The 19,622-nt window shown below is 62.5% G+C and carries 17 protein-coding genes; 15 read left to right on the top strand and 2 right to left on the bottom strand.

What is annotated here, in order from left to right; genetic code table 11:
• Positions 1 to 81: 81 nt before the first annotated feature.
• Positions 82 to 1,503 carry an ATP-binding protein gene (locus AB5I78_RS07060; RefSeq protein ID WP_369300781.1) on the bottom strand — a complete coding sequence of 474 codons (1,422 nt, stop codon included), beginning with the start codon at positions 1,501 to 1,503 and terminating at the stop codon, positions 82 to 84.
• Positions 1,500 to 2,210 (bottom strand): response regulator, encoded by a 711-nt coding sequence (locus AB5I78_RS07055; RefSeq protein WP_145161938.1) that lies wholly within the window; start codon positions 2,208 to 2,210, stop codon positions 1,500 to 1,502. The genes AB5I78_RS07060 and AB5I78_RS07055 overlap by 4 nt, the downstream gene beginning before the upstream one ends.
• A gap of 197 nt (positions 2,211 to 2,407) precedes the next feature.
• Between AB5I78_RS07055 and AB5I78_RS07050 the strand changes: the two genes are divergently transcribed.
• The 15 genes from AB5I78_RS07050 (at position 2,408) to pdeM (ending at position 19,609) form a co-directional block, all read left to right on the top strand.
• Complete coding sequence (locus AB5I78_RS07050; protein ID WP_369300784.1) at positions 2,408 to 2,566, top strand: hypothetical protein; 159 nt, start codon at positions 2,408 to 2,410, stop codon at positions 2,564 to 2,566.
• A 25-nt stretch (positions 2,567 to 2,591) separates the two neighbouring features.
• A complete protein-coding gene (locus AB5I78_RS07045; RefSeq protein WP_369300785.1) occupies positions 2,592 to 3,707 on the top strand; it encodes an ABC transporter substrate-binding protein in 1,116 nt (371 codons plus the stop codon).
• 155 nt (positions 3,708 to 3,862) lie between these two features.
• Positions 3,863 to 4,921, top strand: coding sequence for a FecCD family ABC transporter permease (locus tag AB5I78_RS07040; RefSeq protein WP_369300786.1), 1,059 nt, complete (start codon positions 3,863 to 3,865; stop codon positions 4,919 to 4,921).
• A complete protein-coding gene (locus tag AB5I78_RS07035; protein WP_369300788.1) occupies positions 4,918 to 5,703 on the top strand; it encodes an ABC transporter ATP-binding protein in 786 nt (261 codons plus the stop codon). Before AB5I78_RS07040 ends, AB5I78_RS07035 begins: the two co-directional genes overlap by 4 nt.
• A gap of 93 nt (positions 5,704 to 5,796) precedes the next feature.
• Positions 5,797 to 6,441, top strand: coding sequence for a glutathione S-transferase N-terminal domain-containing protein (locus tag AB5I78_RS07030; RefSeq protein ID WP_145161927.1), 645 nt, complete (start codon positions 5,797 to 5,799; stop codon positions 6,439 to 6,441).
• A 209-nt stretch (positions 6,442 to 6,650) separates the two neighbouring features.
• Positions 6,651 to 9,092 carry a penicillin acylase family protein gene (locus tag AB5I78_RS07025; RefSeq protein ID WP_369300795.1) on the top strand — a complete coding sequence of 814 codons (2,442 nt, stop codon included), beginning with the start codon at positions 6,651 to 6,653 and terminating at the stop codon, positions 9,090 to 9,092.
• Between the two features lie 201 nt (positions 9,093 to 9,293).
• Positions 9,294 to 10,298 carry a ligase-associated DNA damage response exonuclease gene (locus AB5I78_RS07020; protein WP_145161921.1) on the top strand — a complete coding sequence of 335 codons (1,005 nt, stop codon included), beginning with the start codon at positions 9,294 to 9,296 and terminating at the stop codon, positions 10,296 to 10,298.
• Positions 10,295 to 11,929 (top strand): ATP-dependent DNA ligase, encoded by a 1,635-nt coding sequence (locus tag AB5I78_RS07015; RefSeq protein ID WP_369300797.1) that lies wholly within the window; start codon positions 10,295 to 10,297, stop codon positions 11,927 to 11,929. Before AB5I78_RS07020 ends, AB5I78_RS07015 begins: the two co-directional genes overlap by 4 nt.
• A 311-nt stretch (positions 11,930 to 12,240) precedes the next feature.
• Positions 12,241 to 13,020 (top strand): transporter substrate-binding domain-containing protein, encoded by a 780-nt coding sequence (locus tag AB5I78_RS07010; protein WP_106577139.1) that lies wholly within the window; start codon positions 12,241 to 12,243, stop codon positions 13,018 to 13,020.
• Between the two features lie 59 nt (positions 13,021 to 13,079).
• Complete coding sequence (locus tag AB5I78_RS07005; RefSeq protein WP_106577140.1) at positions 13,080 to 13,808, top strand: ABC transporter permease; 729 nt, start codon at positions 13,080 to 13,082, stop codon at positions 13,806 to 13,808.
• The gene (locus tag AB5I78_RS07000; protein WP_145161917.1) at positions 13,805 to 14,515 is read left to right on the top strand and encodes an ABC transporter permease; all 711 of its coding nucleotides are present in this window, start codon (positions 13,805 to 13,807) and stop codon (positions 14,513 to 14,515) included. Before AB5I78_RS07005 ends, AB5I78_RS07000 begins: the two co-directional genes overlap by 4 nt.
• A gap of 9 nt (positions 14,516 to 14,524) precedes the next feature.
• The gene (locus AB5I78_RS06995; RefSeq protein WP_369300798.1) at positions 14,525 to 15,643 is read left to right on the top strand and encodes a succinylglutamate desuccinylase/aspartoacylase family protein; all 1,119 of its coding nucleotides are present in this window, start codon (positions 14,525 to 14,527) and stop codon (positions 15,641 to 15,643) included.
• Positions 15,644 to 15,656: 13 nt separating this feature from the next.
• On the top strand, positions 15,657 to 16,421 hold the full coding sequence (locus AB5I78_RS06990) for an ABC transporter ATP-binding protein (protein ID WP_106577143.1): 765 nt from the start codon (positions 15,657 to 15,659) through the stop codon (positions 16,419 to 16,421).
• A gap of 57 nt (positions 16,422 to 16,478) precedes the next feature.
• Positions 16,479 to 18,959 carry a ligase-associated DNA damage response DEXH box helicase gene (locus AB5I78_RS06985; RefSeq protein WP_369300799.1) on the top strand — a complete coding sequence of 827 codons (2,481 nt, stop codon included), beginning with the start codon at positions 16,479 to 16,481 and terminating at the stop codon, positions 18,957 to 18,959.
• Positions 18,959 to 19,609, top strand: coding sequence for a ligase-associated DNA damage response endonuclease PdeM (gene pdeM, locus AB5I78_RS06980; protein ID WP_369300800.1), 651 nt, complete (start codon positions 18,959 to 18,961; stop codon positions 19,607 to 19,609). The genes AB5I78_RS06985 and pdeM overlap by 1 nt, the downstream gene beginning before the upstream one ends.
• Positions 19,610 to 19,622: the final 13 nt, after the last annotated feature.

Raw genomic sequence — 19,622 nt, 5'->3', positions numbered from 1 at the left:
TGTGGCGAGCGGGCTTGCCCCGCGTTGGGCTGCGCAGCAGCCCCAATAAGATCAACGCGTTCGCTCAGACAAAACGCAATGTCAGGTTTTGGGGCTGCTTCGCACCCCAACGCGGGGCAAGCCCGCTCGCCACAACAGCAGCACCACTTCCAACCCGCCGCCTTCCCGATTACTCAAACTCAACCGCCCCTCATGCGCCCGCGCAATCGTATGCGCAATGCTCAACCCCAACCCATACCCGCCCGTCTCGGCATTGCGTGAACCTTCCACCCGGTAAAACGGTTCCATCACCTGCTCCAACTGCTCCTGGGGAATCCCCGGTCCGCGGTCGCTGATGACGATCTGCAAGCTGTCCGCCTGATCCTCGACCCGCACCACCACCTCGCTGCCATAGCGCACCGCGTTTTCCAGCAAGTTCTGCACGCAGCGCTTGAGACTGCGCGCATACCCCGGCAGCGGCTGCTTCGCCCGGCCAATGATGGTCACGCTTTCGCCCACGTCCTCCAGGTCCGCCTGCAGGCTTTGCAGCAAGGCATTGATGTCGATGTTCTGTCGCGTTTCGTTGATCTCACCGCTGCTGACAAAGTCCAGGGTGCTGGCCACCATGTGTTCCATTTCTTCCAGGTCGCTGCGAAAACGCTCCTGGGTGCGCGTGTCTTCGAGCATTTCCGTGCGCAAACGCAGGCGTGTGATCGGCGAGCGCAGGTCGTGGGAAATGGCCGCAAGAAACCGCGTGCGCTCGGCGATGTTGGCGATCAGCCGCTGCTGCATCGCATTAAACGCCTGGGCGGCGCGGCGCACTTCAGTCGGGCCATCCACCGGTAACGGTGGGCGCTGGATGTCCCGACCCAGCGCCTCGGCGGCCTTGGCCAGGGCATTCAGCGGGCGGATAGCCAGGCGCACCGCCACCAGGGCGATGACCACCAGCACCAGCACCCGCAGCAAATAGATGCGCATCACGTAATCGAACAACAGGTCCAGCGGCGAGGTGCTGGTCCAGCCCTGCTCTTCACTGGCGTCCACGTGCAACCAGCGCCCATCGGGCAGGCGCAGGTCGATCAGGAACTGCCCAACCACCGGCTTGGAGCTGAGTAAGGTCGAGAGCCCGGCGGTCTGCCCTTCGCCGTCGACCAGCGACAGGCGTAAAAGGCTCAAGGTTTGCGCGTAGCCGGTTTTCTGCGCCAACACCTGCTTGATCAGGCGTTCGGTAGGCCGGTCGCTGTCGTTGAGCGTGCTGGGCGTGTTGCTGGCCTGGTCGCTCAAGGTCAGCCGAAAGTGCGGCGCATCAAGCAGCTGGATCAACTGCTCGGCCTGCTGCGGGTCGCTGTGCATCACGCGCACCACGTCCGCCAAACGCGTGGCGATCAGCCGTGCGGGGATTTCCAGCACCTGGCCATGACGCCGGTCGTACCAGATGCTGCTGGTCAGCGCCTGGGCCGCGAGCATGCCGCTGACCAAAATCAGCACCAGGCGCCCGAACAGCGAACGCGGCAGCAGCCTCACGCGCCCAGCACCACGTCATCGGCGGTGAGCATGTAACCCTCGTTGCGCACGGTCTTGATCAGCCCCGCCGGCAGCTGCGAGCGCAGGCGGCTGACGCACACGTCGATGGAGCGGTCGAACGGCGTGCTGTCCTTGTCGAACACATGGTTGAGCAGAAAGTCGCGGCTCAACGGGCGGTTCGGGTGCTGCAACAACAGGCGCAACACGCGGTAATCCGAATTGCCCAGGCTGACCACCACGCCTTCGGGGCTGAGCAGTTGCCGGGCCCGGGTGTCGAGTTGCCAGCCCGCGAACCGAATGCTCGGCGCTTCATCCAGGCGCGCACGGTCCGGAAAACTCTGTACCCGGCGCAACACCACCTTGATGCGCACCAGCAATTCACGCGGGTCGAAGGGTTTGGGCAGGTAGTCGTCGGCACCGATTTCCAGGCCGACGATGCGGTCGATCAACGAGCCCTTGGCCGTGAGCATCACCACCGGCGTGTTGGAGCTGACCCGCAGCTCGCGGCACAGGCTCAGGCCGTCTTCGCCGGGCAGCATCAGGTCGAGCACGATCAGGTCGATCACGTTCAGCGCCAGGCGGCGGCGCATTTCCTTGCCGTCGGCGGCGGTGGACACCTGAAAGCCCGCGTCACTCAAATAGTCGCAGAGCAGTTGGCGGATTTGCGGGTCGTCATCAACGATCAACAGGTGGTCAAGCTTTGCCATGGGCAGTCAATCCGAAAACTCAAAACGCAGGAGATAGCCGAAAGCTCAGCCAGTGGTAAGCGCAAATGTAATGGAATGTTGTGGGAAACCATAATCACGCATCAGCGATACAAACCCGGGGCATGGCGGGCCGAATCGCTCTTTAGACTACCGAAGCTAAATGAGAGTAATTGTAATTTAGACTCGGATCACTGCCCATGTCACTGCCCACTCCGCACCGTCACACGCTGCACACCACCCTGGCACCGATGTTCGGCTTTCTCGCTGCCGGCAGTGTCGCACCGACTGTCTGGGCCGATGCGCGCATCCCGGGCGCCGGCCGCACCCTCACCGCCAGTGTCGATTATGAGTTCTAACTTTCCCGCATCAGGAGCCTCCGCCATGTTCAAACCCCGAAACGTGCTCAAGCTCGGCGTGCTGTTCGCCGCGCTGGTGCTCGGCCATGCCGAAACCGCCGCCGCCCATGAAGTCACCGACGTGCTGGGCCGCAAGGTCGAGGTAAAGGATGATGTCAAACGCGTGGTGCTCGGCGAAGGTCGCTTGATTTCGGCATTTGCCTTGCTCGACAAGGACGCGCCGTTCCAGCGCATCGTTGGCTGGCAGAACGACTTGAAGCTGCTGGACCCGCACACCTACAACGCCTATGTGGCGAAGTTTGCGACAGTCAAAGACATCCCGTTGATCGGGCAAGCCTCCGAGCAAAGCGTCAGCGCCGAGGAAATTCTCTCGCTCAAACCTGACCTGGCGGTGTTCAGCATCTCTGGCCACGGGCCGACCGAACACAGCGCAGTGGCTGACGTGCTGGCCAAGGCGGGCATCCCGGTGTTGTTCGTCGATTTCCGTATCAACCCGGTGCAAGGCACCCACACCAGCATGATCGCGCTGGGCCAGGCGCTGGGGCGTGAAGCCCAGGCTAAAGCCTTCCTGGCCTTCTATAACCAGCACATCAAAGTCATCACCGACGCCGTCGCCACGCTGCCGGCGGGGCCGCGCCCGAGCGTGTTTCTGGAACTGCTGGCCGGTGCCTGGCAGGCACCTGGGCACACCACCGGCAAAAGCGGCATGGGTGAAGTGATCAAGCTGGTCGGCGGGCGCAATATCGCCGCCGATGTGGTGCCGGGTGCGCTGGGCGATATCAGCGTCGAGTACGCGCTGAAAGCCGATCCGGACGTGTACGTGGCCACCGGCAACCACAAGCCTGGGCTGATCCTGGGCGCTGGCGTAAGCACTGACGAAGCACGTGAGGCGTTTGATCGGGTGTTGGCGCGGCCGGAATTCGCCAATCTTCGGGCCATCCGCGAAGGCAATGCCCACGGCCTGTGGCATGACTTCTACAACTCGCCGTACAACCTGCTGGCGATCGAAGCGCTGGCCAAGTGGGTGCACCCGCAGCTGTTCGCCACGCTTGACCCGCAGGCGACCATGGAGCAAATCAACCAGCAGTTCCTGGGCATGCCGTTGCAGGGTGCTTACTGGATTGACGCAAAAACCCAGTAACACTTATCGCCCTGTTGGAACGCAGTCAGTGGGAGCTGGCTTGCCGGCGATAGCAGAGTGTCAGCCACTGAATCAGTCGACTGATACACCGCTATCGCCGGCAAGCCAGCTCCCACACCTGGATGTTCATCGTTTGTTAAATGTGTGTGAGCCAAATGACCACTCAAACCCTCGACCTCGCAACTGCCACTCACGGCTACCGCCGCTTGCTGGCACGCCGCGCCTGGCTGCTGGCACTGCTGGGCACGGCGCTGGTCTGCGCGATGCTGGTGGACCTGGCCAGTGGCCCGTCGGGCATGGGCCTGCCGGCTTTGCTCGACGGCATCCTGCACCCCTCGCACCTCAGCGCCACCGACCACGTCATCATCTGGAATGTGCGCTTGCCCTACGCGCTGATGGCCGTGCTGGTGGGCTGCGCGTTGTCGCTGGCCGGGGCTGAGATGCAGGCGATCCTGAATAACCCACTGGCCAGCCCGTTTACCCTCGGCGTGTCGTCGGCCGCCGCATTGGGCGCATCGCTGGTCATCGTGTTTCCGGTGACCACGTTGTGGGTGTCGGCCAACACGGCGATTTCCATCTCGGCCTTTATCTTCGCGGCGGCCTCGGTATTTTTGCTGCAAGCCATGTCGCGCCTGCGCGGCGCGGGCGTGGAAAGCCTGGTGTTGTTCGGCATCGCGCTGGTGTTCAGTTGCAATGCGGTCGTGGCCCTGCTGCAACTGGTTGCCACTGAAGATGTCTTGCAACAACTGGTGTTCTGGACCTTGGGCAGCGTGACCCGGGCCAACTGGGACAAACTCGGCATCCTCGCCCTGGTCGTGGCGGTGGTGATGCCGTTTTCTTTCGCCGCCGCACCGCGCCTGACCCTGCTGCGCATGGGCGAAGACCGCGCGCAAAGCTTTGGCGTGGACGTGAAGCGCCTGCGGTTTTTCTCGTTGCTGCGCATCAGCTTGTTGTCGGCCACCGCCGTGGCGTTTGTAGGCACGATCGGTTTTATCGGTCTGGTCGGTCCGCATATCGCGCGGATTCTGGTGGGTGAAGACCAACGCTTCCTGCTGCCCGCCAGCGCCTTGACCGGCGCATTGCTGCTGGCGCTGTCGTCGATTGCCAGCAAGCTGATCATGCCGGGCGTGATCGTGCCGGTCGGCATCGTCACCGCGTTGGTGGGCGTGCCGATTTTCGTGGTGCTGGTGTTCAAGCGCGGGAGGCAGCTATGAACCAGGGCTTATCGGTGCACAACGCCAACGTCAGTTATGGCCGGCGGCAAATCGTGCATGACCTGAACTTGCCTACCCTGCCCCACGGCAGCCTGACCGCGCTGATCGGCCCCAATGGCGCCGGTAAGTCGACCTTGCTGCGCGCCGTGGCCGGGCTGGAAAAGATGCAAGGCGTGGTAAGGCTGGGTGAGCTGGACCTTTCGGCCATGTCCGTGGCCGAGCGGGCGCGCCGCGTCACGTACATGCCGCAAAACCTGCCGCCGGGCCTGAGCCTCAGCGTGATGGAAAGCGTGATCGCCGCATTGCGCGTGGCCCATGTCGAAGGCATTCCCTTGTCCAGCGAGGCCTGTCTGCGTGAAGCGTTTGAGGCGTTGCAACGCATCGGCATCGCACACCTGGCCGATCAACTGTTAAGCACCTTGTCCGGTGGCCAACGCCAGCTGGTCAGCCTCGCCCAACTCATCGCGCGCCGCCCACAGGTGATGTTGCTCGACGAACCCACCAGCGCCCTCGACCTCAATTACCAGTTGAAGGTCATGGACTGCGTGCGTGGGCTGGTGCGCGAACACAACCTGATCGCCGTGGTGGTGCTGCACGACATCAACCTCGCCGCGCGGTTTGCCGACCACATTGCCGTGCTGCGCCAGGGCCGCTTGTACGCCAGTGGCGTGGCGGATGAGGTGCTTGACCCGGCGCTGTTTGCCGACGTTTACGGCGTGCGAGTGCGCATTGAACGGTGCTCACAGCAGTCGTTGCAGGTGCTGGTCGATGGGGCTGTGTAAAACGCTTCTAAGGTTAGACGCAAATGTTTGATTGAATTATTGCCCTTGGATCATCACCTATACCTGCAGGCATTCGCTCATTTGGAGAGCTTCATGATCGACCTGTATTACTGGACTACCCCCAACGGTCACAAAGTTTCACTGTTCCTGGAAGAAGCCGGTTTGCCCTACAAGGTGCACCCGATCAACATCGGCCAGGGCGACCAGTTCAAACCAGACTTCCTGAAGATTGCTCCCAACAACCGTATCCCGGCCATCGTCGACCAAAGCCCGAGCGACGGCGGCGCGCCGATTTCACTGTTTGAATCCGGCGCCATCTTGCTGTACCTCGCGGAAAAAACCGGCCAGTTCCTCCCCAAAGACCTGCGCGGTCGCCAAGAGGCATTGCAGTGGCTGTTCTGGCAAATGGGCGGGCTGGGGCCAATGGCCGGGCAGAATCATCATTTCAGCCAGTTCGCACCGGAAAAAATCCCCTACGCGATCAAGCGCTACGTCGATGAAACCGCGCGCCTGTATGGGGTGCTGGACCGGCGCCTGGCGGACCGCGCCTTCGTGGCGGGCGAGGACTACAGCATTGCCGACATGGCGATCTACCCGTGGATTGTTTCCCACAAGTGGCAGAGCCAGCGCCTGGAGGACTTCCCTCATGTGCAGCGTTGGTTCAACAGCATCAAGGAACGGCCGGCGACGGTTCGGGCGTATGAGCTGGTGCAGAAAGTGAATCCACCCAAAGCCTGATCTGAAGTCTTACTCGGTCAAAATGTGGGAGCGGGCTTGCTCGCGAATGCGGTGGTTCAGTCAGACCTTCGTTGACTGACACACCGCATTCGCGAGCAAGCCCGCTCCCACAGTTGATTTGCGCAAGACTCAAACTCCTGCTTGCGTCGTTTCGCCGCGCTCACTAACGTAGCGCCTTTAATGACGCTACCCCCCGCAGGAGCTTTGCCATGGCCTCGCCAGCCCTCTCACATTTTCTTCCCCGGTTCGGCGTTGCCGCGGCAGTGGCCAGTGCATTAAGCCTGGCCGGTTGCCAGCTCCAGAGCACCCAGGACACCCTGCCGCCCGTTGCCGGCGTGCAGCCGATCAAAGGCCTGGCCCAGAACGTGTCGGTACGCCGCAATGCCCAGGGCATGCCGCTGATCGAAAGCAACACCTTCCATGACGCGCTGTTCAGCCTCGGTTATGTGCACGCCAGCGACCGCATCACCCAGATGGTCACCTTGCGCCTGCTGGCCCAGGGCCGTCTGGCGGAAATGTCCGGGCCGGAGGTGCTGGATGTCGACCGCTTCATGCGCGCGGTCAACCTGAAAAAAAGCGCCGGCGAGCTGTACAACGCGTCGTCGCCGCGCCTCAAGCGCTTCTTTGAAGTGTATGCCCGCGGCGTCAACGCCTACCTGTTCCGCTACCGCGACAAGCTGCCGCCGGACCTGGCCCAGACCGGCTACAAGCCCGAGTACTGGAAACCGGAAGATTCGGCGCTGTTGTTCTGCCTGTTGAACTTCAGCGAATCGAGCAACCTGCAAGAAGAACTCTCCTCGTTGGTGCTGGCGCAGAAAGTCGGCGTCGACAAGCTCGCCTGGCTCACGCCAAGCGCGCCGGATGAGCCAATCCCGGCGGACGAGGCCGACAAGCTCAAGGGCGTGAACCTGGGCCAGATCACCGGCCTTGCGGGCCTGGAAAGCGTCGGCCAGCAGTTGAACAGCCTCAACGCCTTGGCGGTCACCACCTCCAACAACTGGGCCATCGGCCCGCAACGCAGCCGCAGCGGCAAAAGCCTGCTGGCCAGCGACCTTGCCGCCCAGCCGCAAGCGCCGTCGCCGTGGAATTACGTGCAGATCCGTGCGCCCAAATACCAGGCAGTCGGCGCCTCGATTGCCGGTCTGCCGACCCTGTTGTCCGGCTTCAACGGCAAAGTCGCGTGGAGCATGAGCGCGGTCAAGGGCGACACCCAGGACCTGTTCCTGGAAAAGGTCAAACGCCAAGGCAACGCGTTGTACTACGAGAACAACGGCAAATGGCTGCCGGCCACCGTGCGTAACGAAACCTACTTCGCCAAAGGCCAGCGGCCACTGCGTGAAGTGGTCTACGAAACTCGCCACGGCGCCCTGCTCAACAGCAGTCAGGCGCTGACCAGCGGTTTCGGCCTGGCCCTGCAAACCGCCGACTTCAAGGACGACAAGAGCCTGGACGCGTTTTTCGACCTGTCCCGTGCGCAAAACGCCGGCAAGGCGTCGGACGCGACCCGGGAAATCCGCGCCATCGCCCTGAACATGATCTTCGCCGACGCCAGCAACATCGGCTGGCAAGTCACCGGCCGCTTTCCCAACCGCCGCGAAGGCCAAGGCCTGCTGCCGTCGCCGGGCTGGGACGCGCGCTTTGACTGGGACGGCTATGCCGACGCGATGCTGCACCCGTACGATCAGGACCCGGCCCAAGGCTGGATCGGCACCGCCAACCAGCGCACCGCGCCACGCGGCTATGGCATGCAGCTGTCCAACTCCTGGGACGCACCGGAGCGCAGCGAACGCCTGGCGCAGTTGGCCAACGCCGGCAAGCATGACAGCCGCAGCATGATCGCCATGCAGTACGACCAGACCACCCTCTTTGCCGGCAAACTCAAGACCATGTTCCAGGCGCCGGGCATGGCCCAGCCGCTGAAACAGGCGATTGATGCATTACCGGCGGCCGACGCGACCAAGGCCCGCGAGGCGCTGAATCGCCTGATGGCGTTTGATGGCCGACTGGCGCCAACGTCTGCCGACGCGGCGATCTACGAGCTGTTCCTGCAGGAAAGCACCAAGCAGATCTTCCTCGACGAACTCGGCCCGGAAAACAGCGCCAGCTGGAAAGCCTTTATCAGCAACGCCAACCTGTCCTACTCCGCCAACGCCGACCACCTGCTGGGCCGCGAAGACAGCCCGTTCTGGGACGACGCGCGCACGGCGCAAAAAGAAGACAAACCGGCGATCCTGGCCCGCAGCCTGGCCGCCGCGATCACGGCCGGCGACAGCCAATTGGGCGCTGACCACAAGGCCTGGCAGTGGGGCAAGCTGCACACCACCACGTGGAAAAACACCAACGGCCAGGTGATTCGCGGCCCGTTCGCCAGCGGCGGCGACCACAACACCCTGAATCCGGCGCCCTACCGCTGGGGCCAGGACTTCACCACCACCCAGGTGCCGGCGCTGCGCATGATTGTCGACTTCGGCCAGATTGAACCGATGATGGGCCAGGGCGGCATTGGCCAGTCCGGCAACCCGGCCAGCCCGAATTATGCGAACGGCATCGACCCCTCGCTCAAGGCGCAATACCTGAGCTTCCCGATGCAGCCGCAGAACTTTGACAAGGTGTATGGGAAAACCCGCTTGACCCTCACACCCGGCAAGTAACCCGGTTTTTCACTGAAGAAACCGGATCAAAAATGTGGGAGCGGGCTTGCTCGCGAAGGCGGTCGATTAGTCACTGAATAGTTGGCTGAACCACCGCCTTCGCGAGCAAGCCCGCTCCCACATTGACCTTATGCATTCCGATAGAACTTCTCGCCCCACCGTCCCCTCATACCTGATAAGCCCATCGCCCCCGGCACGCCCATGGACCTTGTCATCGCCCGGCCCGAAGGCCTCTACTGCCCCGCCGGAGATTTTTACATCGACCCATGGCGGCCGGTGGAACGCTCGGTCATCACCCACGCACACGGCGACCACGCCCGCACCGGCAACGAGCACTACCTGGCCGCTGCGCCCGGTGAAGGCATCTTGCGCTCGCGCCTGGGCCAGGACATCAATCTGCAAACCCTGGCCTATGGCGAAAAACTCGTGCACCACGGCGTGACCCTGAGTTTTCACCCTGCCGGGCACGTGCTGGGTTCAGCCCAGGTGCGGCTGGAGTACCAGGGCGAAGTCTGGGTCGCCTCCGGCGACTACAAAGTCGAGCCCGACGGCACCTGCGCACCCTTCGAACCGGTGCGCTGCCACACCTTTATTACCGAATCCACGTTCGGCCTGCCGATCTACCGCTGGCAGCCCCAGGCGCAGATCTTTGCCGGGATCAATGACTGGTGGCAGGCCAACATCGCCGCCGGCAAGGCCAGCGTGTTGTTCTGTTATTCGTTCGGCAAGGCCCAGCGCATCCTGCATGGCATCGACGCCAGCATTGGCCCGATCCTCAGCCATGGCGCGGTCGAACCCTTGAACCGCGTGTACCGCGAAGCCGGCATCTACATCCCCGAAACCCTCTACGCCGGCGACTTCAAAAAGACCGACCCGTTGCTGCGCCAGGCGCTGATCATCGCCCCGCCGTCCGCAGGCGGAAGCAGTTGGATCAAGCGTTTCGGCGACTACAGCGACGCGTTCGCCAGCGGCTGGATGCGCCTGCGCGGCACGCGGCGGCGCCGCGGTGTGGACCGTGGCTTTGTGCTCTCGGACCACGCCGATTGGCCGGGGCTGTTGTGGGCCATCGAGCAGACCGGCGCCGAGCGGGTGATGGTCACCCACGGTTCTGTCGGCGTTCTGGTGCGTCACCTGCGGGAAAAAGGCCTGGATGCCCAGGGTTTCACCACCGAATACGGCGATGACGAAGAGGAGGCCAGCGCATGAAAGCCTTCGCCGAGTTGTACGCCAACCTCGACGCCACCACGTCCAGCAATGCCAAGCTCGCCGCGTTGCAGGCGTACTTTCGCCAAGCCCCGCCCGACGATGCAGCGTGGGCCGTGTATTTCCTGTCCGGCGGGCGGCCTCGGCAACTGGTGCCCACCCGTTTACTGCGCGACATGGCCACCGAAGCCTCGGGCATCGAGCCATGGCTGTTCGAAGAGAGCTACCAGTCGGTCGGCGATTTGGCCGAGACCATTTCCCTGCTGTTACCCGAATCCGCCTATACCTCGGAAGATGGCCTGGCGGTGTGGCTCGAAGAAAAGCTGCTGCCCCTGCGGGGTTTGCCGCCTCTGGAACTCGCCGAACGCTTGCCCGCGCTGTGGGCCCAGTTGGATCAGCCGAGCCTGATGGTCTGTATCAAATTGATCACCGGCAGCTTTCGCGTCGGCGTGTCCAAACTGCTGGTCACCCGCGCCCTCGCCGCAATGGCCGACCTCGACAGCAAGCGCGTGGCGCAACGCCTGGTGGGCTACACCGACCTGTCCAATCGCCCTACGCCTGAAGGCTACCTCAAGCTGATCGCTGCCGAATCGTCCGACGAACATGCGCAACGCGGCGGGCAGCCTTATCCGTTTTTTCTGGCCCATGGGTTGTCGCAGCCGGTGGAGCAATTCGACGCCCTGCTCGGCTCTCCCGCCGACTGGCAGGTGGAATGGAAGTGGGACGGCATTCGCGCGCAGCTGGTCAAGCGTGAAGGCCGGCTGTGGGTCTGGTCGCGGGGCGAAGAGCTGGTCACCGAGCGTTTTCCCGAACTGCACAGCCTGGTCAGCGGCCTGCCGGATGGCACGGTGATCGACGGCGAAATCGTGGTGTGGAAGGACGCGGTGCAACCCTTCGCGCTGCTGCAACAGCGTATCGGCCGCAAGACCTTGAGCAAAAAGGTGCTTGAAGATGCACCGGTCGCCGTCCTCGCCTACGACCTGCTGGAGTTCGAGGGCGACGATTGGCGCAACCACACCCAGGCCGAACGCCGCACCCAGCTCGAGCAGGTGATTGCCCAGTGCAACCAGCCTGTGCTGCTGCCATCTCCTTCGCTGACGGGGACCTCTTGGGCAGACCTCGCGCAGCAACGCGAGGCCTCTCGCCAGTTGGGCGTGGAAGGCATGATGCTCAAAGCCAAGGACGGCCTGTACGGCGTGGGCCGCACCAAGGACATGGGCGTGTGGTGGAAATGGAAAGTCGACCCGTTCAGCGTCGACGCGGTGTTGATCTACGCCCAACGTGGCCATGGGCGCCGCGCCAGCCTGTATAGCGACTACACCTTTGCGGTGTGGGACGGCCCGCCCGGCACCGAACGCACGCTGGTGCCGTTTGCGAAGGCCTATTCAGGCCTGACCGACGAGGAAATGCGCAAGGTCGACGCGATTGTGCGCAAAACTACGGTGGAGAAATTCGGGCCGGTCAGCAGCGTGACGCCAAGCATGGTGTTTGAGCTGGGCTTTGAGGGCATTGCCCTGTCCAAGCGCCACAAGAGCGGGATAGCGGTGCGATTTCCCAGAATGCTGCGGTGGCGCCAGGATAAGGCGGTGGATGAGGCGGACAACCTGGCCACGCTGCAGGACCTCCTGACCTGAAATACATCCTCATGTGGGAGCGGGCTTGCTCGCGAATACGGTGGGCCAGTGACAGATGAATTGACTGACCCGCCGCATTCGCGAGCACGCCCGCTCCCACGTCTGATTCGCGTCAAGATCCAAAATGGTGCACTGAAAAATCAATGCCCATTTTCGGGCATCTCCTACACTCTCATCTCCCTTATCCCACCTTTTAAAACAGTCATTCGGAACTATGGTGCAGAAATTGCTACTCGTGATCCGTCTGACACCGTTCAGTAACAGTCCTAAACGCGCCACAAGCGCTTATCTTGGTTTCCAGGGATTACATAATGAAAAAAGCATTGCTGACCCTTTCTGCACTGGCTCTGTGCATGGCTGCTGGTGTTGCCACAGCCAAGGAATACAAGGAATTGCGTTTTGGTGTCGATCCTTCCTACGCGCCGTTCGAATCCAAGGCCGCTGACGGCAGCCTGGTAGGCTTCGATATCGACCTGGGCAATGCGATCTGCGCCGAGCTGAAGGTCAAGTGCAAGTGGGTTGAAAGTGACTTCGACGGCATGATTCCAGGCCTGAACGCCAACAAGTTCGACGGCGTGATTTCGTCGATGACCGTGACCGAAGCCCGTGAAAAGGCGATCGACTTCTCCAACGAGCTGTTCTCCGGCCCGACGTCCCTGGTGTTCAAAAAAGGCGCGAACTTCTCCACGCCTGAGTCCCTCAAGGGCAAAACCGTGGGCTACGAGCAAGGCACCATCCAGGAAGCCTACGCCAAGGCGGTGCTGGACAAAGCCGGTGTGACCACCAAGGCCTACGCCAACCAGGACCAGGTGTATGCCGACCTGACGTCCGGTCGTCTCGACGCTTCGGTGCAAGACATGCTGCAAGCCGAGCTGGGCTTTTTGAAGTCGCCGGCAGGCGCTGACTACGAAGTCAGCAAGGCCATCGACGACCCATTGCTGCCATCCAAAACGGCGGTCGGTATCAAAAAAGGTAACAAAGACCTCAAGGCCTTGCTCGATAAAGGTATCAAAGCGTTACACGATGATGGCACCTACGCCACCATCCAGAAGAAACACTTCGGCGATCTGAACCTGTACAGCGGTAAATAACACCCTGGCGCCCACCTGTTTGAGGTGGGCGCTTTTTTATCGCCATAGGTCCTGAATTCATGTTTGAAGATCTTTTGCAAACCCTGGGGCTGAGTGCCTTCAGTTTGAAGGGGTTCGGCCCGCTGTTGCTGCAAGGTACGTGGATGACCGTGAAACTGTCGGTCGCCTCCCTGGCCGTCAGCGTCCTGCTCGGCTTGCTCGGCGCCAGCGCGAAACTGTCCAGCGTCAGCCTGATCCGCGTCCCCGCCCAGCTCTACACCACCTTGATTCGCGGCGTGCCCGACCTGGTGCTGATGTTGCTGATTTTCTACAGCCTGCAAATCTGGCTGACCGGTTTTACCGACTTCATGGAATGGGACTACATCGAGATCGACCCATTCAGCGCTGGGGTTATCACCCTGGGCTTCATCTACGGTGCCTACTTCACCGAGACCTTTCGCGGTGCGATCCTCGCCGTGCCGCGGGGCCAGCTGGAAGCGGCGACCGCCTACGGGCTCACGCGCGGGCAGCGGTTTCGCTTCGTGACCTTCCCGCAGATGATGCGCTTTGCCCTGCCGGGCATCGGCAACAACTGGATGGTGATGCTCAAGGCCACGGCGCTGGTGTCGATCATCGGCCTGGCGGACCTGGTCAAGGCCGCTCAAGACGCCGGCAAGAGCACCTACCAACTGTTTTACTTCCTGGTCATCGCCGCGTTGATCTACCTGCTGATCACCAGCGCGTCCAATGTCGTCCTGCGCTGGCTTGAGCGCCGCTACTCCGCTGGGTCCCGGGAGGCCGTGCGATGATCGAACTTCTGCAGCAATACTGGCGCCCCTTCCTTTATAGCGACGGCCAGCACATCACCGGGCTGGCAATGACCCTGTGGCTGCTCAGCGCAGCGCTGGTGATTGGCTTTGTGGTGTCAATCCCGCTGTCCATCGCCCGCGTGTCGCGCAAACGCTACATCCGTTGGCCGGTGCAGTTTTACACCTACCTGTTTCGTGGCACGCCGCTCTATATCCAGCTGCTGATCTGCTACACCGGGATCTACAGCATTGCGGCCGTGCGGGCGCAACCGGTGCTGGACGCGTTCTTTCGGGATGCGATGAACTGCACCATCCTGGCCTTCGCCCTGAACACCTGCGCCTACACCACCGAGATTTTCGCCGGGGCGATCCGCAGCATGGCGCATGGCGAAGTCGAGGCAGCCAAGGCTTACGGCCTGAGCGGCTGGAAGCTCTATGCCTATGTGATCATGCCGTCGGCGCTGCGCCGCTCGTTGCCGTACTACAGCAATGAAGTGATCCTGATGCTGCACTCGACCACCGTGGCATTCACCGCGACGGTGCCGGACATTCTCAAGGTGGCCCGGGACGCCAACTCGGCCACGTACATGACCTTTCAATCATTCGGCATCGCTGCGCTGATCTACCTGACCGTGACCTTTGCGCTGGTCGGGCTGTTTCGTCTGGCGGAGCGCCGTTGGCTGGCCTTTCTCGGGCCGAGCCATTAAGGAGTCGTCATGCGTCATCAGGTACATGATCTGATCGCGCCGGTGCCAGGCACGGCGCGGCAGATTCACAGTTTCCACTTCGGCCCGGAACAGGCTGAAGGCAAGGTCTACATCCAGTCATCGCTGCATGCCGACGAACTGCCGGGCATGCTGGTGGCCTGGCACCTCAAGGCCCGCCTCGCCGAGTTGGCGGCGGCCGGCAGGCTGCGCAGCGAAATCGTGTTGGTGCCAATTGCCAACCCGGTGGGCCTGGAGCAAGTGTTGATGGATATTCCGCTGGGCCGCTACGAGCTGGAAAGCGGACAGAATTTCAACCGCCGGTTTGTCGACCTCAGTGAAGAGGTGGGTAACCAGGTCGAGTATTTGCTGGGGGATGACGCGCAGCACAACGCCCGTTTGATCCGTGCCGCGCTGTCCAATGCCCTCGCCCGGCAAGCGGCCGACACCCAGTTGCAATCCCAACGCCTGGTGCTGCAACGCCTGGCCTGCGATGCCGACATGGTGCTTGACCTGCATTGCGACTTCGAAGCCGTGGCGCACCTGTACACCACGCCCGAAGCCTGGCCGCAGGTGGAGCCGCTGGCACGCTACATCGGCTCGGAAGCCAACTTGCTTGCCACCGATTCCGGCGGGCAGTCCTTCGATGAATGTTTCACCCTGGTGTGGTGGCAGTTGCAGCAACGCTTTGGCGAGCGCTTCCCGATTCCCATGGGCAGCTTTTCGGTGACCGTCGAACTGCGCGGCCAGGGCGACGTCAACCACGGCCTGGCCCGCCTCGACTGCCAGGCGATCATCGACTACCTGATCCACTTCGGCGCGATTGACGGCACCGCGGCGCCACTGCCCCCATTGCCCTACCCGGCCACCCCACTGGCGGGCGTCGAGCCTGTGACCACGCCCGTTGGCGGTTTGCTGGTCTTCAGCGCCTTGCCCGGTGAATACCTGGAAGCCGGGCAATTGATCGCCGAAATCATCGACCCCCTTACTGACCGCGTAACGCCCGTGCACTGTAAAAGCGCCGGCCTGCTTTACGCCCGTTCGCTGCGGCGCATGGCCACGGCCGGCATGGTGATCAGCCATGTCGCAGGCCATGAAGCCTACCGCAGCGGCTACCTACTTTCGCCTTGAGGATGCACGCCCCATGTACAAATTGACCGTTGAAGGCCTGCATAAAAGCTATGGCGACAATGAAGTGCTCAAAGGTGTCTCGCTCAAGGCCAAGACCGGTGATGTGATCAGTTTGATCGGCGCCAGCGGTTCGGGCAAAAGCACCTTTTTGCGCTGCATCAACTTTCTGGAAACCCCCAACGACGGCGCGATGACCCTCGACGGCCAGCAAATCCGCATGGTCAGCGACCGCCACGGCATGCGCGTGGCCGACGACGCCGAGCTGCAACGCCTGCGCACACGGCTGGCGATGGTGTTCCAGCATTTCAACCTGTGGAGCCACATGAGCGTGCTGGAAAACATCACCATGGCGCCGCGTCGGGTGCTGGGTTGCAGCAAGAAGGACGCCGAAGACCGCGCCCGTCGCTACCTCGACAAAGTCGGCTTGCCGGCGCGCGTGGCCGATCAATACCCGGCGTTTTTGTCTGGTGGCCAACAGCAACGGGTGGCCATCGCCCGCGCCCTGGCCATGGAGCCGGAGGTGATGCTGTTCGACGAGCCGACCTCGGCCCTCGACCCGGAGCTGGTCGGTGAAGTATTGAAGGTGATCCAGGGGCTGGCCGAGGAAGGCCGCACCATGATCATGGTCACCCACGAAATGAGCTTTGCGCGCAAGGTGTCGAGCCAGGTGCTGTTCCTGCACAAGGGCCTGGTGGAAGAGCAAGGTGCGCCTGCGGATGTGCTGGGCAATCCGAAGAGCGAGCGCCTGCAGCAGTTTTTGAGCGGCAATTTGAAGTAAACCTTTGCGGCGCCTGGAGGGTCTCTGAATGAGAGCCTCCAGAGCGTCAGCCCATCCATGGCAAAACCCCTCGACTTCGCAAAAAACTGGTTTGCCGCCAAGGGCTGGAAACCGTTCGCCTTTCAGAAAGCGGTATGGGCGGCGGTCAAGCAGGGTCAGTCAGGCTTGCTGCATGCCAGCACCGGCGCGGGTAAAACCTATGCACTGTGGTTTGCCGCCCTCAACCGTTTCGCCATCACTCGCCCGCCCGCCACCGGCAAACGCAAACCGCCGGCTGAGCCGCTGACGGTGCTGTGGATTACACCCATGCGCGCGCTGGCCGCCGACACTGCACGCGCCCTTGAAGCGCCGCTGGCGGCCCTGCAGATTCCCTGGAGCGTCGGCCTGCGCACCGGCGATACCAGCAGCAGCGAACGCGCACGTCAAACCCGCCGCCAGCCCACCGCGCTGGTTACCACGCCGGAAAGTCTTACGTTGATGCTGGCGCGTGCCGACAGTGAATCGAGCCTGGCGCACTTGCGCATGGTCATCGTGGATGAATGGCATGAACTGATCGGAAACAAGCGTGGCGTGCAGCTGCAACTGGCGCTGGCGCGCTTGCGGCGTTGGCATCCGGAACTGATGGTGTGGGGAATTTCGGCGACGCTGGGTAATCAGGCTCACGCACTGGAGGTTTTGGTCCCACAAGGTGGCGGGATCAACGTGCAGGGGCAAACGGCCAAAACGCTGCAGGTCGATACCTTGTTACCGCCTACCACCGAGCGTTTTCCCTGGGCCGGGCATATTGGTTTGAAGATGTTGCCGCAAGTCGTCGCCGAAGTTGACTCCAGCAGCAGTTGCCTGGTGTTCACCAATACGCGGGCGCAGTCGGAGATCTGGTACCAGGCGTTGCTCGAGGCGCGCCCGGATTGGGCGGGCGTGATCGCGCTGCACCACGGCTCACTCTCGCGCGAAACGCGCGACTGGGTGGAGCGAGCCTTGAAAGACGGCCAGCTCAAAGCGGTGGTGTGCACCTCCAGCCTGGATTTGGGCGTGGATTTTCTGCCGGTGGAGCGCGTGCTGCAAATCGGCTCGGCCAAAGGCGTGGCGCGCTTGATGCAGCGCGCCGGACGCTCCGGCCACGCGCCAGGGCGGCCGTCCCGGGTGACGCTGGTGCCGACCCACAGCCTGGAGCTGGTGGAAGCAGCCGCCGCCCAGGACGCAATCGCCCAGCGGCGCATCGAAGCGCGTGAATCGCCTTACAAGCCGCTGGACGTGCTCGTACAGCATTTGGTGAGCATGGCGCTGGGCGGAGGCTTTACGCCGGACGCGCTGCTGGCGGAAGTGCGCGGGGCCTGGGCTTACCGTGACCTCACGCAAGCCGACTGGGCCTGGGCGTTGGGTTTTGTGCGCCATGGCGGATTGTCGCTGACGGCTTACCCGGATTACCGCCGCGTGGAGCCCGATGAGCACGGCGTGTGGCGCGTGCCGGATGCACGCCTGGCGCGGCGCCATCGCATGAGCGTAGGCACCATCGTCAGTGATGCGAGTATCCAGCTGAAATTCTGGAGCAAGGGCGGCGGTGGCAAGAACCTGGGCAGTGTCGAGGAAGGCTTTATCGCACGGCTCAAACCCGGTGATGGTTTCCTGTTTGCCGGGCGTTTGCTGGAACTGGTGCGCGTGGAAAACATGACTGCTTACGTGCGTCGCAGCACCGCGAAAAGAGCCGCCGTGCCGCGTTGGAATGGCGGGCGCATGCCGCTTTCCAACGAGCTGGCGCAGGCGGTGGTCGAGCGTTTTGATGCGGCGGCGCACGGGCATTTTGACGGCCCGGAAATGCAGGCAGTGCAGCCTTTGCTGCAAACCCAGTTGCGCTGGTCGGGCCTGCCGACGCGCACGCATTTGCTGGCCGAAGCCCTGAAGTCGCGGGAGGGATGGCACGTGTTTCTTTACCCCTTCGCCGGACGCCAAGTGCATCTGGGCCTGGCCAGCCTGCTGGCGTGGCGGGTCAGCCAACAGCAGCCGGTGACCTTTTCGATTGCGGTGAATGATTACGGGCTGGAGCTGTTGAGCGCCACGCCGGTGGATTGGCCATTGCTGCTGAACGAAGCGTTGTTGAGTCCGCAAAATTTGCTGACCGACGTCATAGCCAGCCTGAATGCCGGGGAACTGGCCCTCAGGCGCTTTCGCGAGATCGCGCGCATCGCCGGGCTGGTGTTCGCGGGTTACCCCGGGGCGCCAAAAAGCACGCGGCAGGTTCAGGCCTCCAGCGGGTTGTTTTTTGAAGTGTTCAAGCAATATGACCCGCAGAACCTGCTGCTGACCCAGGCGGGGGAAGAAGTCCTGCGTGATGAGTTGGATATTCGTCGGCTGGAACAGACATTGCGCCATCTGGCCGCGCTGAAACTGGACCTGCACCTGATCGAACGGCCTACACCGCTGGCCTTCCCACTGCTGGTTGAGCGGATGCGCGAGAGCATGAGTTCGGAGAAACTCTCGGAGCGCATTGCACGGATGGTCAAGGACCTGGAAAAAGTCGCAGATAACGGGAAACGCTGATGCACTGTTCGGTAATGCTTGAGGGGGAAGAGCTGTGGCTGCTGCCGGAAAAGGCCGTGTACTGGCCATCACGTCGGTGCCTGCTGATTGCCGACGTGCATTTTGGCAAGGCCTCCGCCTACCGCAGCCTTGGGCAACCGGTGCCCCAAGGCACCACGACTGAAAACCTGCAACGCCTGGACCGGCTGTTATCGGCCTTGCCGTGCGAGCAGGTGATCTTTCTCGGTGACTTCCTGCACGGCCCCGGCTCTCACGCCAGCGGCACGCTGAGCGCCTTGAGAGCCTGGCGTGAGCGCAATCGCGACCTGAGCCTGACGCTGATTCGCGGCAATCACGATAAACGCGCAGGTGACCCACCGGCCGACTTGGGCATTGAGGTGGTGCAGGAGCCTTTGCTGATGGGGCCGTTCGCCCTGCAACACGAACCGGACGCGCATGCCAGCCACCATGTACTGGCGGGGCATGTGCACCCAGTTTATCGATTGCGCGGCAGGGGCCGTCAGAGCTTGCGCCTGCCGTGCTTTCAGCTCGGGTCGCAGATCAGCCTGCTGCCGGCGTTTGGCGCCTTTACCGGGGGTTATTCAGTGGAACAGCGCGACGATCGGCAGATCTTTGTGATCGGCGATGAGGACGTATGGCCGGCGTGCTGAAGAACCGGCCATG

Source organism: Pseudomonas sp. N2-3-1-14 (assembly GCF_041228395.1).
Lineage (GTDB): Bacteria > Pseudomonadota > Gammaproteobacteria > Pseudomonadales > Pseudomonadaceae > Aquipseudomonas.
The sequence above is the reverse complement of the archived record's forward strand: the minus strand, read 5'-3'. Positions and strand labels throughout refer to the sequence as shown.

Coding starts and splice junctions, on each gene's coding strand:
- AB5I78_RS07000 (WP_145161917.1), top strand. CDS start 13,805: ATGATCGAACTTCTGCAGCAATACTGGCGCCCCTTCCTTTATAGCGAC.
- AB5I78_RS07050 (WP_369300784.1), top strand. CDS start 2,408: ATGTCACTGCCCACTCCGCACCGTCACACGCTGCACACCACCCTGGCA.
- AB5I78_RS07055 (WP_145161938.1), bottom strand. CDS start 2,210: ATGGCAAAGCTTGACCACCTGTTGATCGTTGATGACGACCCGCAAATC.
- AB5I78_RS07035 (WP_369300788.1), top strand. CDS start 4,918: ATGAACCAGGGCTTATCGGTGCACAACGCCAACGTCAGTTATGGCCGG.
- AB5I78_RS07020 (WP_145161921.1), top strand. CDS start 9,294: ATGGACCTTGTCATCGCCCGGCCCGAAGGCCTCTACTGCCCCGCCGGA.
- AB5I78_RS07025 (WP_369300795.1), top strand. CDS start 6,651: ATGGCCTCGCCAGCCCTCTCACATTTTCTTCCCCGGTTCGGCGTTGCC.
- AB5I78_RS07015 (WP_369300797.1), top strand. CDS start 10,295: ATGAAAGCCTTCGCCGAGTTGTACGCCAACCTCGACGCCACCACGTCC.
- AB5I78_RS06985 (WP_369300799.1), top strand. CDS start 16,479: ATGGCAAAACCCCTCGACTTCGCAAAAAACTGGTTTGCCGCCAAGGGC.
- AB5I78_RS07030 (WP_145161927.1), top strand. CDS start 5,797: ATGATCGACCTGTATTACTGGACTACCCCCAACGGTCACAAAGTTTCA.
- AB5I78_RS06995 (WP_369300798.1), top strand. CDS start 14,525: ATGCGTCATCAGGTACATGATCTGATCGCGCCGGTGCCAGGCACGGCG.
- pdeM (WP_369300800.1), top strand. CDS start 18,959: ATGCACTGTTCGGTAATGCTTGAGGGGGAAGAGCTGTGGCTGCTGCCG.
- AB5I78_RS07005 (WP_106577140.1), top strand. CDS start 13,080: ATGTTTGAAGATCTTTTGCAAACCCTGGGGCTGAGTGCCTTCAGTTTG.
- AB5I78_RS06990 (WP_106577143.1), top strand. CDS start 15,657: ATGTACAAATTGACCGTTGAAGGCCTGCATAAAAGCTATGGCGACAAT.
- AB5I78_RS07010 (WP_106577139.1), top strand. CDS start 12,241: ATGAAAAAAGCATTGCTGACCCTTTCTGCACTGGCTCTGTGCATGGCT.
- AB5I78_RS07045 (WP_369300785.1), top strand. CDS start 2,592: ATGTTCAAACCCCGAAACGTGCTCAAGCTCGGCGTGCTGTTCGCCGCG.
- AB5I78_RS07040 (WP_369300786.1), top strand. CDS start 3,863: ATGACCACTCAAACCCTCGACCTCGCAACTGCCACTCACGGCTACCGC.